The following is a 15,478-nucleotide window of genomic DNA, read 5'->3' as shown; positions in this document are numbered from 1 at the left end:
ACGCCGGCGAGCGCAGCGGTCAGCCGGGCGCGCCGGGCGGTGGGCGTGACGCGCAGGAGCGGCGGACTCAGTAGCGGCGAATGTTGTAGATCGGCGCGTTGGCGACGGGCGCCACCTTGACCGGTGTGCCGTAGGTCGAGGCGTGCACCATCATGCCGTCACCGATGTAGATCGCGGTGTGGGAGGCGTCCGAGTAGTAGTTCACGACATCGCCGGGCTGGATCTGGTCCATCGAGACCGGCTGACCGCCGCGGGCCAGCGCTTGGCTGGAGTGCGGCAGGCTGATGCCGGCCTGCTGGAACGACCACATGACGAGCCCCGAGCAGTCGAATTGGCCTGGTCCGGAGCCACCCCACGAGTAGGGCGACCCGATCCGGGTCAGCGCGGCCTGCACCGCGATCGCGCCGGCGGGGCTACCGCCACCGGTGGGCGGCGGCGGCGCCAGGTCACCCGGCGGCACCGCGTTCGGGGCGGCCGCCAGCACGGCGGGGTCGCCCGGCGGCGGCGGTGGCGGGCCGGGCAGCGGGCCCGGTTCGGCCAGCGCGGTGCGCTGCTGCGGGGTCAGCGCCTCGTATTGCGCGCGCACGATCGCAATCTTGCGCTGCAGTTCGCTCTGCTTGCCCTGTACGTCGGCACGCACCGCGGCGGCCTGCTCGGCGGCGGTGCGCGCGGCGGCGGCGGACTCGGCGGTGGTCTTCTCCGCCGCGGCCGCGCGGGCGGACAGTTCCCGGAACCGGGTCATCTGGTCGACCATCTGCGTGCCCATGGCGTCCTGGGCGGACAATTCGTCGATGAGACGCTGCGGGGAGTCGGCGGTCATGATGGCGCTCAGGCCATCGGTGCGACCACCCATGTACATGGCGCCCGCGAGCTTGTCGACGCGTCGCTGATAGGTGGCCAGCTGACCCTTCGCCTCGTCGAGCTCGGCGCGGGCGGCGGCGCTGCGGTCCTCCGCGGCCTTCTGCTCGGCGAGCTTCTTGTCGAGGTCCAGCTCGGCGGTGTGCATGAGCTCGGTGGTCTGTTCGGCCTGCCGCGACAGCTCGTTGAGCTTTGCCAACGCGTCGTCTGCAGGATCGGCCGCCACGCTCGCGGCGCCCGCCCCGAGGATCGCCGCCAGCATCGCCAATGTTCCGACCACACCTATTGCCTTGCGCCGCAGGGTGCGGGTGAGCAAGTGAGCGCGGTCTGGAGTCAAGACTCTGATCCTCTTACTGCCGTGGTGGTTCTGGAGAACCCGGCCGTGCCGCCGAAGGTCTCAGATAGGTTACGAAATGGCATCGGCCTTGTCCAACACCGGCGCGGAATTAACCAGATTCGCGGCGCCCGGGCCGGACAACGGCTGACCGGTGACTCACGCTACACCGGGATCCGCCCGCCGACGGACAGGAACGAGCCGTAAGCGTGGCGCCAGCCCGACCTCCGCGAGCGCTTCGAGCGCCGCGCGTTCGTCGTCACGCAAAGTCTTCGGGACCCCCAGCAGCACGCTGACGACGCAGTCGTCGCACGCCGGTCCACGCACCGCACAGTCGTTGCAGTCGATGATCACGCCGCGTCCGTCCTCTCCAATGTCTGGAGCGATCCGCTCCTGCGGTGGACGGTAACGCGGGGTCCCGACAAGTCGGCCGGGCTGTCGGTGGGGGTCCCTACGGTGCTCACCATGGCGACCGCGCAGCAGCTGACGTTCGGCGACGCCGATCCGGCCGCCGAGGTGTCGCTGCGGGAGACGACTTTCGTGGTGGTCGACCTGGAGACGACGGGCGGGCGCGCCAACGGCGAGGCCGGCCGCGCCGACGCCATCACCGAGATCGGGGCCGTCAAGGTGCGCGGCGGGGTGGTGCTCGGCGAGCTCGCGACGCTCGTCGACCCGCAGCGCGACATCCCGCCGCAGATCGTCCAGCTCACCGGCATCACGTCGGCGATGGTGCACGACGCGCCCACCATCGACGCCGTCTTGCCGGCGTTCCTCGAGTTCTCCCGCGGCGCGGTGCTCGTCGCCCACAACGCCCGGTTCGACATCGGCTTCCTCAAGGCTGCGGCACGGCGCTGCGACATCAGCTGGCCGCGGCCGCCGGTGCTGTGCACGGTGCAGCTCGCGCGGCGCGTGCTGTCGCGCGAGGAGGCGCCGAGCGTCCGGCTCGCGGCGCTCGCGAAACTCTTCGCCGTCGCCACCCAGCCGACGCACCGCGCGCTCGACGACGCGCGAGCCACGGTCGACGTCCTGCACGCGCTCATCGAGCGGGTGGGCAACCAGGGCATCTCGACGCTGAACGACCTGACCGCCTACCTCCCGGACGCGACCCCGGCGCAGCGCGAGAAGAAGGTGCTGGCCGCCGGGCTTCCGCACCGGCCCGGCGTCTACCTGTTCCGCGGACCGGGCGGGGAGGTGCTGTACGTCGGCACCGCGGTCGACCTCAAGCGGCGCGTCGGGCAGTACTTCACCGGCGCCGACCCGCGCACCCGCATGAAGGAGATGGTGGCGCTCGCCGAGGGCGTCGACCACGTCGAGTGCGCGCACGAGCTGGAGGCGGGGGTGCGCGAGCTCCGGCTGCTGGCCGCGCACGCGCCGCCGTACAACCGGCGGTCGAAGTTCCCGCACCGCTGGTGGTGGGTCGTCCTCACCGACGAGGCCTTCCCCCGCTTCTCGGTGGTCCGCACCCCCCGCCACGACCAGGTGATCGGCCCTTTCCGGGCGCGCGCGGATGCCGTGGAGACCGCCGACCTGCTGGCTCGGTTCACCGGGCTGCGCACCTGCACCACCCGGCTCGGCCGCCGCGCCGTCCACGGCCCCGCCTGCCCCGAACGTGAGCTGTCGCCCTGCCCGGCCGCCCGCGGCTGCAGCGCCGACGACTATGCGGCGGCACCCGCGCTGGCACGCGACCTGATGGCCGGGCGCACCGCGGCGCCGCTGTCGGCGGCGGTGCGCCACCTGGCCGAGCTGGCGGAACGCCGCCGCTACGAGACGGCCGCCCGGCTGCGCGACCACACCGCCGCGGCCATCGACGCGCTGTGGCGTGGGCAGCGGCTGCGGGCGCTGTGCGCGGTCGGCGAGCTGGTGGCCGCCGCACCCGACGGCCGCGGCGGCTGGCACCTCGCCGTGGTGCGGCACGGCCAGCTGGCTGCCGCGGGGACGGCCCGGCGCGGCGTGCCGCCCATGCCGGTGGTCGACGCGCTGTGTGCGGCCGGACAGCGCGTGCTGCCGGCCGACGCGCCGATGGGTGGCGCGCTCGTCGAGGAGACGGCGCTGATCGCCCGGTGGCTGGCGCAACCCGGGGTGCGCATCGTCCGGTCGGAACCGGGCTACGCCACGCCGCTGGCGGCGGCCGGCCGGTGGACCGCCTGGGCGGCCGCCGCCCGATCGGCACGGCTGGCCGCCGCGCAGCTCGACGACTCAGCGCTGCTGGGTGAACCGCACCCAACGCGAGAGCAGCTGTTCGGCCGCTCCGGAGTCGATGGCCGTGGTGGCACGCTGCAGCGCCGACTCCCAGGCCGGCAGCCACTTGGCGTCGCTGGCTAGGCCCGCGTGGGCCACCATCGCACCGGCGGCGTTGAGCAGGACGGCGTCGCGCACGGCGCCCTTGTCGCCGGCGAACACCGACCGTGCCTCGGCGGCGTTGGCCTCGGCGGTGCCGCCGACCAGCTCCTCGATGCGGGCGCGGGCGAACCCGAACGCCGCCGGGTCGAAGGTCAGCCGGTCGACCGTGCCGCCCTGCACCCGCCAGATCGTGCTCGTCGTGGTGGTGGTGAGCTCGTCGAGGCCGTCGTCGCCGTGGACCACCAGCACGCTGGAGCCGCGCGCCGCGAACACCCCGGCCATTACTTCGGCGAGGTCGGCGAACGCGCAGCCGATGAGGCCGGCGCGCGGCGACGCCGGATTCGTGAGCGGGCCGAGCAGATTGAACACCGTCGGGATTCCGATCTCGCGGCGCACGCCGGACGCATAGCGGTACGACGGATGGAACTGCGGCGCGAAACAGAAGCCGATGCCCACCTCGGTGACGCTGCGCGCGACCTCGTCGGCCGACAGGTCGATCCGGACGCCCAGCGCCTCCAGCGTGTCGGCGCCGCCGGACAGCGAGGACGCCGCGCGGTTGCCGTGCTTGACCACCGGCACACCGGCCGCCGCGACCACCACCGACGCCATGGTCGACAGGTTCACGGTGTTGGCGCCGTCGCCGCCGGTGCCGACGATGTCGACCGTGGCGGTGCCGATGACATCGGTCGGCACCCGCCGGGCGTGCCGGAGCATGGTGTCGGCAAGCTCACGCACCTCGCCGGAGGTCGGCACCTTCATCCGCATCGCCACGCCGAACGCGGCGATCTGCGCCGGCGTCGCGGCACCGGTCATCACCTGGTCCATGGCCCACGCCGCCTCGCCCGGGCGCAGCTCGACGCCGCTGGTCAGCCGGCCCAGGACCTGCGGCCAGGTGGGTTCCTCGGGGCGTGGGGAGATGTCGGGCACGCGCCGATGCTGCCACGCGCGCGCCCGCCCGCGAGATCCGGCGTGACGAAGTCGTGACCCCGGGTGGCTTCGACCAACTACAAAGCGTCATACTTCTAGATGTGACGAGTGCTGTAGGGACCTCGGGAACCGCGATCACGTCGCGAATCCATTCGCTGAACCGTCCCAACATGGTCAGTGTCGGCACCATCGTGTGGCTGTCGAGCGAGCTGATGTTCTTCGCCGGGCTGTTCGCGATGTACTTCACCGCGCGGTCGCAGGCCGGCGGGGTGTGGCCGCAGCCGCCCACCGAACTGAACCTGGCGCTCGCCGTGCCGGTGACGCTGGTGCTCATCGCGTCGTCGTTCACCTGCCAGATGGGGGTGTTCGCGGCCGAGCGCGGCGACGTGTTCGGGCTGCGCCGCTGGTACCTGGTCACCCTGGCGATGGGCGCCTTTTTCGTCGGCGGCCAGCTGTACGAGTACTCGCACCTGGTCCACGACGGCACCACGATCTCGAGCACCGCCTACGGCACGGTCTTCTACCTGACCACCGGGTTCCACGGCCTGCACGTCACCGGCGGCCTGGTGGCCTTCGTGTACCTGCTGCTGCGCACCCGGATGAGCAAGTTCACCCCCGCCCAGGCGACGGCGGCCATCGTCGTCTCGTACTACTGGCACTTCGTCGACATCGTGTGGATCGCGCTGTTCGCGACCATCTACTTCGTCCGATGAGCAACCGTCGCGTCGGCGGTGAAGGGAGCAAGGGCTTGTCCAGTCCGGGTTCGCAGGACAGCAGCCGGTCGCGCCGGCGGCTGCGGCGCCGCCTCACCGGCGGTCTGCTGCTGCTGATCGCGTTGGCGTTCGCCGGCGGCATGGCCGCGGTGTTCACCCCGACGCCGCAGGTCGCGGTGGCCGACGAGAACGACTCCGCGCTGCTGCGCACCGGCCAGCAGCTGTTCGACACCTCCTGCGTGACGTGTCACGGCGCCAACCTGCAGGGTGTGGCCGGGCGCGGACCGAGCCTCATCGGTGTCGGCGAGGCCGCCGTGTACTTCCAGGTGTCGACGGGCCGGATGCCCGCCATGCGCGGCGAGGCGCAGGCGCCGGACAAGCCGGAGAACTTCGACGAGGCGCAGATCGACGCGCTCGGCGCCTACGTGCAGGCCAACGGCGGCGGCCCGACGGTGGTCCGCAACGCCGACGGCACCATCGCCCAGGAGTCGCTGATCGGTGACGACGTGGCGCGCGGCGGCGACCTGTTCCGGTTGAACTGCGCGTCCTGCCACAACTTCACCGGCAAAGGCGGCGCGCTGTCGTCGGGCAAGTACGCGCCCTACCTCGGTGACGCGAACCCGCAGCAGATCTACACCGCGATGCTCACCGGGCCGCAGAACATGCCGAAGTTCTCGAATCGCCAGCTCGACCCGGAGGAGAAGAAGGACATCATCGCCTACGTCCGGATGTCGAACGAGTCGCCGGATCCCGGCGGCTACGGGCTCGGTGGTTTCGGGCCGACCTCGGAGGGCATGGCCGCGTGGATCATCGGCATGGTGGGCATCATCGCGGCCGCGTTGTGGATCGGAGCACGCGCATCATGACCAGCGGCGGACCGCAGCACACCCCGGGCACCGACCCGCAGCACACCCCCAAGGGCACCGACGCGCCCGGCCAGGCGGGCGTGCCCGATCAGCCGACCGACGCCGAGCTGGCGCAGATGACGCGCGAGGAGCTCGTGGAGCTCGGCGGCCGGCTCGACGGCGTGCAGACCGTCTTCAAGGAGCCGCGGTGGCCCGTCGAGGGCACCAAGGCCGAGAAGCGCGCCGAGCGCCAGGTGGCGCTGTGGCTGATGATCGGTGGCCTCGCCGGGCTCGCCCTGCTCGTGGTGTTCCTGTTCTGGCCGTGGGAGTACCAGCCCTTCGGCTCCTCGGGCGAGTTCGTCTACAGCCTGGCGACGCCGCTCTACGGACTGTTCTTCGGGCTGTCGATCCTCGCGATCGGCATCGGTGCCGTGCAGTACCAGAAGAAGTTCATTCCCGAGGAGATCTCGATCCAGGACCGCCACGACGGCCGGTCGCCCGAGATCCACCGCAAGACCATCGTCGCGATGCTCGGCGAGTCCCTCGAGGGCTCGACCATCAAGCGTCGCAAGATGATCGGCGCGACGCTCGGGATCGGCCTGGGCGCCTTCGGGCTCGGCACGCTGGTCGCCTTCGTGGGCGGATTGATCAAGAACCCGTGGAAGCCGGTGGTGCCCACCGCCAACGGCAAGGAAGCCGTGCTGTGGACCTCGGGCTGGACGCCGCGCTACGAGGGCGAGACCATCTTCCTGGCGCGCGCCACCGGATCCCCCGGGTCGTCGCCGTTCGTGAAGATGCGGCCCGAGGACCTCGACGCCGGCGGCATGGAGACCGTCTATCCGTGGCGTGAATCCGACGGCGACGGCACGACGGTCGAGTCGCACCACCACCTCGAAGAGATCACGATGGGTGTGCGCAACCCGGTGATGCTCATCCGCCTGCGGCCGTCGGACATGGACCGCGTCGTCAAGCGGGCGGGGCAGGAGAGCTTCAACTACGGCGAGTTCTTCGCCTACACCAAGATCTGCTCCCACCTGGGCTGCCCGGCGTCGCTGTTCGAGCAGCAGACCTACCGCATCCTGTGCCCGTGCCACCAGTCGCAGTTCGACGCGCTGGAATACGCCAGGCCCATATTCGGTCCGGCCGCCCGCGCCCTGGCGCAGCTGCCGATCACCGTCGATCAGGACGGGTATCTTGTTGCCAACGGCAACTTCATCGAACCCGTGGGACCCGCATTCTGGGAACGGAAGACGACATGAGTCCACAAACCTCGAGACTGGCCGCCCTCGCCGCGAAGCAGGGCGACGACATCGACTCGCGGTATCACCCGTCGGCTGCGGTGCGCCGCCAGCTGAACAAGGTCTTCCCGACCCATTGGTCGTTCCTGCTGGGTGAGATCGCGCTCTACAGCTTCATCGTGCTGTTGCTCACCGGCGTGTACCTCACCCTGTTCTTCGACCCGTCGATGCAGGAAGTCGTCTACGACGGCGTGTACCAGCCGCTGCGTGGCGTCTCGATGTCGCGTGCCTACGAGACGGCGCTGGACATCAGCTTCGAGGTCCGCGGCGGGCTGTTCGTCCGGCAGGTCCACCACTGGGCGGCGCTGCTGTTCGCGGCGTCGATCATGGTGCACCTGGCGCGCATCTTCTTCACCGGTGCCTTCCGGCGTCCGCGCGAGGCGAACTGGGTCATCGGGTCGCTGCTGTTGATCCTGGCGATGTTCGAAGGCTTCTTCGGCTACTCGCTGCCGGACGACCTGCTGTCGGGCACCGGCATCCGGGCAGCGCTGTCGGGCATCACGATGGGCATCCCCGTGGTCGGCACCTGGATGCACTGGGCGCTGTTCGGCGGCGACTTCCCGGGCGACATCCTCATCCCCCGGCTCTACGCCATCCACATCCTGCTGTTCCCCGGCATCATCCTGGCGCTGATCGGCGTGCACCTGGCGATGGTGTGGTTCCAGAAGCACACCCAGTTCCCCGGGCCGGGCCGCACCGAGACCAACGTCGTCGGCGTGCGCGTCATGCCGGTGTTCGCGGTGAAGTCGGGCGCGTTCTTCGCCATGACGGTCGGCATCCTCGGCCTGATGGGCGGACTGCTGCAGATCAACCCCATCTGGGTGCTGGGCCCGTACAAGCCGTCGCAGGTCTCTGCCGGGAGCCAGCCCGACTTCTACATGATGTGGACCGACGGCCTCATCCGCATCTGGCCGCCGTGGGAGTTCTACATCGGCAACTACACCATCCCGCAGCCGGTGTGGATCGCCCTCCTCATGGGTCTCATCCTGGGCCTGCTGACGATCTACCCGTTCATCGAGCGGCGGCTGACCGGGGACGACGCCCACCACAACCTGCTGCAGCGGCCCCGTGACGCCCCGGTGCGCACCGCGGTCGGCGCGATGGCGATCAGCATCTACATCTTGCTGACGTTCGCCTGCATGAACGACATCATTGCGCTGAAGTTCCACATCTCGCTGAACGCGACGACGTGGATCGCCCGCATCGGGCTGGTGGTCTTGCCGGCGATCGTCTACTTCGTCGCCTACCGCTGGGCGATCTCGCTGCAGCGCAGCGATCGCGAGGTGCTGGAGCACGGCATCGAGACGGGCATCATCAAGCGGCTGCCGCACGGTGCCTACATCGAGCTGCACCAGCCGCTGGGGCCGGTCGACGAGCACGGTCATCCGATTCCGCTGGAGTACCAGGGCGCGGCGCTGCCCAAGCGCATGAACAAGCTCGGTTCGGGCGGCGCTCCGGGCACCGGTGGCTGGCTCTTCGCCGATCCGCCGGCCGAACACGAGGCGATCACGGAGGCCGCGCACGCTGCCGAGCGCCGCGCGATCACGGCCCTGGCCGAGCACCAGGGGAACGGATCCCGCAACGGCCACACCAACGGCCACGGGGCCAACGGCCATGGCAGCAACGGCCATTCGGCCAACGGTCACGGCAACGGCAACGGGCAGCGCCACTAGCCCCGCTGAACACGACGAGGGCCCGCATCCGAGAGCACGCGGATGCGGGCCTTCGTCGTCGGTCGAGACGGCCGGCCGTCGACGCGCGTCCGGGCCCCGCCGTCACACTTCCCCGCCGCCTGTGACGCTGGGGTCACCGAGCGCGGATCGCTCCGCCGCGCGGTGGGTGCCGATGGTGGCGGTGGCGTCCCGTTCGCCCGAGGTGCCGTTCAGCCGTAGCGGCGGCGCAGCCGGCGCAGCAGCAGCGGCGTCAGGACCGGCAGCACGAGCATGACGGCGCCGGCCAGGCCGTAGCAGACCCACGCCGCGCCGTCGCTGTCGGTGGCGAGCAGATAGGTCGCGACGGCGCTGAAGAAGGCGGCGAGCCCGATCCCGCCGCCGATGGCCGACGCGGAGCGCAGCCAGATGCGGTCGACCGCCGATCCGCGGCCCAAGCGGGACATCCGCCGGCCGGCGGCCGGTTCGCCGCCACGGCACGTCGCCGGCGTGCCCGCCGAGGCGCGCCGGGCGCGCAGCAGCAGCGGGACGGCCGCCGCGATGACCACCGCGGACACCGCGATGACGGCGTACAGCGCCGCCGGTACCCCGCCGCCCGATCCGCCGGAGGCCAGCCGCACGACGGCCACCCCCGCCGTCACCGCGGCGCCCAGTGCCGCCAACCAGACGACGGCGCAGCCGCCGATCGCGAGCCGGTCTGCCGTGTCGGGCGCGGCCTGCAGCCGGGCCGCCGCTTCCTGCCATGGACGCTTCATGATCAGCAGCTGGTCTGCGGGCCGTTGTTGTTGTTCGCGGTCAACGTCTGGCCGTCGCTGGTGGTGATGGAGCAGTTCAGCCTGCTCACGAGGAACAGGCTGGACGCCTGTACGGAGCCGACCTCGGACTGCGAGATCGGCGTGACGGTGATGGACCACGGGATGAACACGTTGCGCAGGGTGCGGCTGCGGCCCGACGCATCGGTGTAGGTGACCGTGATGATGTCTCCGGGCGCCTTGGTGCCGGTGACCCGGTAGGTGATCTGCCGCGGACCCGCCGGGGTCGTCGTGGTGGTCGGGGTCGTCGTCGGCGGCACGCTACTCGTCGGCTCCGGGGACGGCGCCTCGGATGGCGGCGGGGGCGGCGGAGGTGGCGGCTCGGGCGTCACCGTCACCGTCTCGGTGGGCGGCGGCGGTGGTGGTGGCGGCGGCTCGCTCGTGGGCGACGGTGGCGGAGGCGGCGGGGTCGTCGTGGTGATCTCGTCCTGCACCGGCGGGCGAGGCGTCGTCGTGGTGGTGAGATTGGCCAGGTTGGACGTCTCGGAGTTCACGACCAGCGCGGCGACGGACGCGACGAGCGCCACGGCCGCGACGATGGCGGCGATCCCGACCACCCAGGGCCAGCGCGGCGGTGGCGGCTGCTCGACGAGCTCGGTGGCGTCGTAGTCGTCGTACTCGTAGAGGTGCGGATCGGCCGGGATGTAGGGCCCGCTGGTGAATTGCTCGGATTCGGGCGCGGAGTAGGCCTGGGAGAACGGCTCGTGCTCGTAGGCCGCGGCGTCGGCGGCGGCGTGTGCGCCACCGGGGTCGACCGCGTCGGATTCGTCGGGTCCGAATTGCCGGGTGTCGTCGCCGGGTTCGGACGGTCCGGAGGAAGTCGGCCCGCTCATATGCCTGCTACCTCTCCACCACGCCCGGCGGCCAGCTGCGGCACTCCGGGTCCCCATCCGCTGGGCGCGCCGGTACCCCGGCGGCCTGCATCCGGGGACACCCTACCGAACGAGCTGCACCGGATCCGCGACCTGCACGCCGGTGGGCGGGCGCAGCGTCGCGCGATCGCGACCTTCGCCGCCACGGCAGCGGTCAGTGCTTCTCCGGACCGATGTAGTACTCGAAGACCAGCCCCGCCACGGTGGCGAGGATGAAGCAGACACCGGCGAACATCAGCCACGGCAGCCACAGCGCCGTGCCGACGGCCGTGACCGAGCCGGACAGCGCGATGGAGATCGGCCACCAGCTGTGCGGGCTGAAGAAGCCGAGCTCCCCGGCGCCGTCGGCGATCTCGGCTTCCTCGTAGTCCTCCGGCCGGGTGTCGAGCCGGCGGGCGACGAAGCGGAAGAACGTGGCGATGATCAAGGCCAGGCCGGTCGTCAGCACCAGCGCGGTGGCTCCCGCCCACTCGACGCCGCCCGGGCTGAACAGTGCGGTCAGCACCGCGTACACCACGGACGCCAGGGCGAAGAACGCGGTCAGGATCTCGAAGAGCCGGGCCTCGATGTTCATGCTCGCCTCCTACTTAGACGCCTGCGACGCCAGCTCGCCGCGCTGGGCCGGGAACGGCTTGGTGGTGGTGGCGTAGGGTTCCTCGCCGATCAGGTCGAGCGCCTGCGCGTTGGTGAGCCCTCGCTCGCGGCCCTCCAGGTAGGTGACGAACAGGTTCGGCTCCACGACGCGGACCTCGAAGTTCATCATCGCGTGGTAGGTGCCGCACAGTTCGGCGCACCGGCCGACGAACGCGCCGGTCTTGTCGATCTTCTCGACTTGGAAGACGTTCTGTGAGTTGTTCTGTTTCGGGTTGGGCATCACGTCGCGCTTGAAGTTGAATTCGACGGGCCAGAACGAGTGGATGACGTCGGCCGACGCCAGCTGGAACTCGATCCGCTTGCCGACCGGGAGCACCAACACCGGGATCTCCTGGGTGGTGCCGACGGTCTCCACCCGGTCCCAGTTCAGGTAGCTGCGGTCCTCGGGGTTGCGGCCGGCGATGGCACCGACGCGCTCGTGACCGGAGTCGCCGCTGCCCTCGGCCCCCTCGGCGGGCGGCCGGGACTCGGCCTGGGGTGGATCGGGAACGAGCCCCTCCCACGGCCCGAAGGTGCCGTCGTTGAAGTTGACCTTCTGGTAGCCGAACTTCCAGTTCCACTGGAACGCCGTCACGTCGACGACCACTTCCGGGTCCTTCTCGATGGCCGTGACCCGCTCCTGGACCAGCACCGTGAAGTAGAAGAGCACCGAGATGATGAGGAAGGGAATGACCGTCAGCACGATCTCGAGCGGCATGTTGTAGCCGAACTGCCGGGGGAAGTCGGTGTCGGTGGCCTTCTTGCGGTGGAACGCCGCCGTCCAGAACGTGAGGCCGAACACGATGACGCCGACGACGAGCGCGGCGACCACCGAGCCGATCCACAGCTCGCGGTTGACGCGGCCTTCGGGGGTGATGCCCTGCGGCCAGCCGAGGCCCAGCGCCTCCGACCACGAGCAACCGCTCAGCGTCAAGGCCAGCACCCCCAGCGTGGCGGCCGTCGCCAGCGCACGGAACCGACGGGAGCGTGTCACGGTGGCGCCTCCTCAAGTCACCGCTGGGCAGATGAAAACCATCGCCAGTCGAATACTACGCAGCGTAGACCACCGCCCGGCGGGGCTCACGGCACACCTGCCGCCGGGCTGCTCGCCGGCTGCGGCCCGCCCGCGGTGGTGCGGCATACTGAGCCCGGTGTGCGGACTGCTGGCCTTCGTTTCCGACCCGTCCGCCCCGGTCTCGACGGCCACCGAGCGCGCCGTCGGGGACGCGACGCGACACATGCGGCACCGCGGCCCCGACGAACCGGGCACCTGGTCGGACCTGACCCCGAGCGGCGCCGGCACCGACGTCGAGGGCGCCGGCGTCGTGTTCGGGTTCAACCGGCTCTCGATCATCGACATCGCGCACTCGCACCAGCCGCTGCGCTGGGGCCCGCCCGAGGCGCCCGACCGCTATGTGCTGGTGTTCAACGGCGAGATCTACAACTACCTGGAGCTGCGCGACGCACTGCGCTCGGAGTTCGGCGCCGTGTTCGCGACCGATGGCGACGGGGAGGCGATCGTCGCGGCCTACCACCACTGGGGTCCCGAGGCGCTGCACCGGCTGCGCGGCATGTTCGCGTTCGCGCTGTGGGACACCGGGGCCGGCGAGCTGTTCGTGGCGCGGGACCCGTTCGGCATCAAGCCGCTGTTCCTCGCGACCGGACCGGGCGGCACCGCCGTCGCCAGTGAGAAGAAGTGCCTGCTCGTCCTCGCCGACGTGATCGGCTTCGACACCGCCCTCGACGTGCGCGCCGTGCAGCACTACACCGTGCTGCAGTACGTGCCCGAGCCGGAGACCCTGCACCGCGGCGTCCGGCGGCTCGAATCGGGCAGCTACGCCGTCATCCGGCCCGGCGCGGCACCGGCGGTCACCCGCTACTTCCGGCCCCGGTTCGCCGCCCAGCCGATCGCCGCGGGCGAGGAGCAGCGCCGGTTCGACGAGATCACCGCCGCGCTGGAGGACTCCGTCGCCAAGCACATGCGCGCCGACGTGACCGTCGGCGCGTTCCTGTCCGGCGGCATCGACTCGACGGCCATCGCCGCGCTGGCGATCCGCCACAATCCGCGGCTCATCACCTTCACGACCGGCTTCGAGCGGGAAGGTTTCTCCGAGGTCGACGTCGCGGTGGCGTCCGCGGAGGCCATCGGCGCCCGCCACGTCACCAAGGTGGTCAGTCCGGCGGAGTTCGTCGAGGCGCTGCCGGCGATCGTCTGGTATCTGGACGAACCCGTCGCGGACCCGGCGCTGGTGCCGCTGTATTTCATCGCCCGCGAGGCGCGCAAACACGTCAAGGTGGTGCTGTCGGGCGAGGGGGCCGACGAGCTCTTCGGCGGCTACACGATCTACCGCGAGCCGCTCTCGCTGCGGCCGTTCGAGTACCTGCCGCCGCCGCTGCGCCGGTCGATGCGCCGGGTCGCCGCCCCGCTGCCGGAGGGCATGCGCGGCAAGAGCCTGCTGCAGCGCGGCTCTCAGCCGCTGGAGGAGCGGTACTACGGCAACGCCCGCAGCTTCAACGACGACCAGCTGCGCGCGGTGCTGCGCGAGTTCCGGCCCGAGTGGACCCACACCGACGTCACCGCCCCGATCTACGAACAGTCCCGCGGCTGGGATCCGGTGGCCCGGATGCAGCACCTCGACCTGTTCACCTGGCTGCGCGGCGACATCCTGGTGAAGGCCGACAAGATGACCATGGCGAACTCCCTCGAGCTGCGGGTGCCGTTCCTGGACCCCGAGGTGTTCGCGGTGGCGTCCCGGTTGCCGCTGGACGCCAAGATCACCCGGACGACGACCAAGTACGCGCTGCGCCGGGCGCTGGAGCCGATCGTGCCCGCTCACGTCCTGCACCGCCCCAAGCTCGGGTTCCCGGTGCCGATCCGGCATTGGCTGCGGTCCGGCGAGCTGCTCGACTGGGCGCAGCAGCTCATCGCGCAGTCGCAGACCGACGAGCTGATCGACCGCGCCGGGGTGCGCCGCATGCTCGACGAGCACCTGACCGGCGACATCGACCACAGCCGCCGGCTGTGGACGGTGCTGATCTTCATGCTGTGGCACGCGATCTTCGTCGAGCGCAGCATCGAGCCGTCGATCAGCGAGCCGCAGTACCCCGTGCAGCTGTAGCTACAGCACCGCGCCGATCTCGGCGCCCGCGTCGTCGCCGTAGGCGTCGGTGATGCGCCGGATTGCGACGTCGCGGTCGAAGCTCCACTCCTGCGGGCCGGGCGCCTCGAACACCAGCACCGCGACCAGCGACGCGAGCTGCGCCGCCCGCTCGAGCCCCAGCCCGGCGCTTCGGCCGGTGAGGAAGCCGGCGCGGAACGCGTCGCCGATGCCGGTCGGGTCGTTTTTGCGGGTCTCGGGAACCACGCCGACGTGGATGAACGTGCCGTCGTTGCCGACCAGGTCGACGCCCTTCGGCCCGAGGGTCGTCACCCGGAGCTGGATCTGGCTCATCACCTCGGCCTCGCTCCAGCCGGTCTTCTGCAGCAGCAGGTCCCACTCGTAGTCGTTGGTGAACAGGTACTGGGCGCCGCCGATGAGCTGCCGGATCTCGTCACCGGAGAGCCGGGCGAGCTGCTGGGAGGGATCGGCCGCGAACGGCAGGCCGAGGCTGCGGCACTCCTGGGTGTGGCGGAGCATCGCCGCCGGGTCGTTGGCGCCGATGATCGTGAGCTCCGGCGCGCCGACCCGCGCCACCACGTCGGCGAGCGAGATGTCGCGGGCCTGCGACATCGCACCCGGATAGAAGGACGCGATCTGCGCCATGGCCTCGTCGGTGGTGCACAGGAACCGGGCGGTGTAGGCGGAGTCGGAGACCAGCACGCTCTGGCAGTCGACGCCGTGGGACTCCAGCCACGAGCGGTAGTCCCCGAAGTCCGACCCGACGGCGCCGACGAGGGTCGCGCTGCCGCCCAGCAGGCCGATGGCGTAGGCCATGTTGCCCGCCACGCCGCCGCGGTGGATGACCAGCTCGTCGACCAGGAAGCTCAGCGACACCTTCTCCAGGTGCTCGGCCAGCAACTGTTCGGAGAAGCGGCCCGGGAAGCGCATCAGATGGTCGGTCGCGATGGAACCGGTCACAGCAATCGTCAAGAAAGTCGCCTCTCGTTCAGCACGCGGCACCGCCGGTGCGGCCTCGAAAGCCTACCCGGGTCGCGCGGCCCGACGCCGACCGGCG

The 15,478-nt window shown here is 70.9% G+C and carries 13 protein-coding genes and 1 pseudogene; 6 read left to right on the top strand and 8 right to left on the bottom strand.

Annotated features, from left to right (window positions below; all coding sequences use genetic code 11):
• Window positions 1-67: 67 nt before the first annotated feature.
• Complete coding sequence (gene ripC / locus LV457_RS10430; RefSeq protein WP_232170748.1) at window positions 68-1,195, bottom strand: peptidoglycan hydrolase RipC; 1,128 nt, start codon at window positions 1,193-1,195, stop codon at window positions 68-70.
• A gap of 156 nt (window positions 1,196-1,351) precedes the next feature.
• Window positions 1,352-1,579 carry a hypothetical protein gene (locus LV457_RS10425; protein WP_232170968.1) on the bottom strand — a complete coding sequence of 76 codons (228 nt, stop codon included), beginning with the start codon at window positions 1,577-1,579 and terminating at the stop codon, window positions 1,352-1,354.
• A 78-nt stretch (window positions 1,580-1,657) separates the two neighbouring features.
• On the opposite strand from LV457_RS10425, the pseudogene LV457_RS10420 reads away from it, so the two are divergent.
• A pseudogene (locus LV457_RS10420) lies at window positions 1,658-3,451 on the top strand (DEDD exonuclease domain-containing protein); the annotation flags it as partial.
• Here the strand turns inward: LV457_RS10420 and trpD are convergent.
• Window positions 3,389-4,459 (bottom strand): anthranilate phosphoribosyltransferase, encoded by a 1,071-nt coding sequence (trpD, locus tag LV457_RS10415; protein WP_232170746.1) that lies wholly within the window; start codon window positions 4,457-4,459, stop codon window positions 3,389-3,391. The pseudogene LV457_RS10420 and the gene trpD sit on opposite strands and share 63 nt — an antisense overlap.
• A 101-nt stretch (window positions 4,460-4,560) precedes the next feature.
• Here trpD and LV457_RS10410 point away from each other — a divergent pair, with 101 nt between their 5' ends.
• Genes LV457_RS10410 through LV457_RS10395 form a run of 4 tightly spaced genes read left to right on the top strand, consistent with a single transcriptional unit; the run spans window position 4,561 to window position 8,988 of the window.
• Window positions 4,561-5,172 (top strand): heme-copper oxidase subunit III, encoded by a 612-nt coding sequence (locus LV457_RS10410; RefSeq protein ID WP_232170744.1) that lies wholly within the window; start codon window positions 4,561-4,563, stop codon window positions 5,170-5,172.
• Entirely contained in the window at window positions 5,169-6,038 is an 870-nt protein-coding gene (locus tag LV457_RS10405) for a c-type cytochrome (RefSeq protein ID WP_232170742.1), read from the top strand. Before LV457_RS10410 ends, LV457_RS10405 begins: the two co-directional genes overlap by 4 nt.
• Entirely contained in the window at window positions 6,035-7,276 is a 1,242-nt protein-coding gene (locus tag LV457_RS10400; RefSeq protein ID WP_232170740.1) for a ubiquinol-cytochrome c reductase iron-sulfur subunit, read from the top strand. Before LV457_RS10405 ends, LV457_RS10400 begins: the two co-directional genes overlap by 4 nt.
• The gene (locus LV457_RS10395; protein ID WP_232170738.1) at window positions 7,273-8,988 is read left to right on the top strand and encodes a cytochrome bc complex cytochrome b subunit; all 1,716 of its coding nucleotides are present in this window, start codon (window positions 7,273-7,275) and stop codon (window positions 8,986-8,988) included. Before LV457_RS10400 ends, LV457_RS10395 begins: the two co-directional genes overlap by 4 nt.
• A gap of 209 nt (window positions 8,989-9,197) precedes the next feature.
• Here the strand turns inward: LV457_RS10395 and LV457_RS10390 are convergent, their stop codons facing one another.
• From LV457_RS10390 to LV457_RS10375, 4 genes are all read right to left on the bottom strand, one after another.
• On the bottom strand, window positions 9,198-9,740 hold the full coding sequence (locus LV457_RS10390; RefSeq protein ID WP_232170735.1) for a DUF2561 family protein: 543 nt from the start codon (window positions 9,738-9,740) through the stop codon (window positions 9,198-9,200).
• A 2-nt stretch (window positions 9,741-9,742) separates the two neighbouring features.
• On the bottom strand, window positions 9,743-10,630 hold the full coding sequence (locus tag LV457_RS10385) for an MmpS family transport accessory protein (RefSeq protein WP_232170733.1): 888 nt from the start codon (window positions 10,628-10,630) through the stop codon (window positions 9,743-9,745).
• Window positions 10,631-10,823: 193 nt separating this feature from the next.
• The gene (locus LV457_RS10380) at window positions 10,824-11,243 is read right to left on the bottom strand and encodes a cytochrome c oxidase subunit 4 (RefSeq protein WP_232170731.1); all 420 of its coding nucleotides are present in this window, start codon (window positions 11,241-11,243) and stop codon (window positions 10,824-10,826) included.
• A gap of 9 nt (window positions 11,244-11,252) precedes the next feature.
• The gene (locus tag LV457_RS10375) at window positions 11,253-12,296 is read right to left on the bottom strand and encodes a cytochrome c oxidase subunit II (RefSeq protein WP_232170729.1); all 1,044 of its coding nucleotides are present in this window, start codon (window positions 12,294-12,296) and stop codon (window positions 11,253-11,255) included.
• A 157-nt stretch (window positions 12,297-12,453) separates the two neighbouring features.
• Between LV457_RS10375 and asnB the strand changes: the two genes are divergently transcribed.
• Window positions 12,454-14,421, top strand: a complete 1,968-nt coding sequence (gene asnB, locus LV457_RS10370; RefSeq protein ID WP_232170727.1) for an asparagine synthase (glutamine-hydrolyzing) — start codon at window positions 12,454-12,456, stop codon at window positions 14,419-14,421.
• On the opposite strand, the gene LV457_RS10365 is transcribed toward asnB, so the two are convergent.
• Window positions 14,422-15,393, bottom strand: a complete 972-nt coding sequence (locus tag LV457_RS10365; RefSeq protein WP_232170725.1) for a carbohydrate kinase family protein — start codon at window positions 15,391-15,393, stop codon at window positions 14,422-14,424.
• Window positions 15,394-15,478: the final 85 nt, after the last annotated feature.

The sequence above is a fragment of the Mycobacterium sp. MYCO198283 genome (assembly GCF_021213805.1).
GTDB lineage: Bacteria > Actinomycetota > Actinomycetes > Mycobacteriales > Mycobacteriaceae > Mycobacterium.
This window is presented reverse-complemented; position numbering and strand designations above follow the sequence as displayed.

Coding starts and splice junctions, on each gene's coding strand:
- LV457_RS10385 (WP_232170733.1), bottom strand. CDS start 10,630: ATGAGCGGGCCGACTTCCTCCGGACCGTCCGAACCCGGCGACGACACC.
- LV457_RS10400 (WP_232170740.1), top strand. CDS start 6,035: ATGACCAGCGGCGGACCGCAGCACACCCCGGGCACCGACCCGCAGCAC.
- LV457_RS10405 (WP_232170742.1), top strand. CDS start 5,169: ATGAGCAACCGTCGCGTCGGCGGTGAAGGGAGCAAGGGCTTGTCCAGT.
- LV457_RS10380 (WP_232170731.1), bottom strand. CDS start 11,243: ATGAACATCGAGGCCCGGCTCTTCGAGATCCTGACCGCGTTCTTCGCC.
- LV457_RS10395 (WP_232170738.1), top strand. CDS start 7,273: ATGAGTCCACAAACCTCGAGACTGGCCGCCCTCGCCGCGAAGCAGGGC.
- LV457_RS10390 (WP_232170735.1), bottom strand. CDS start 9,740: ATGAAGCGTCCATGGCAGGAAGCGGCGGCCCGGCTGCAGGCCGCGCCC.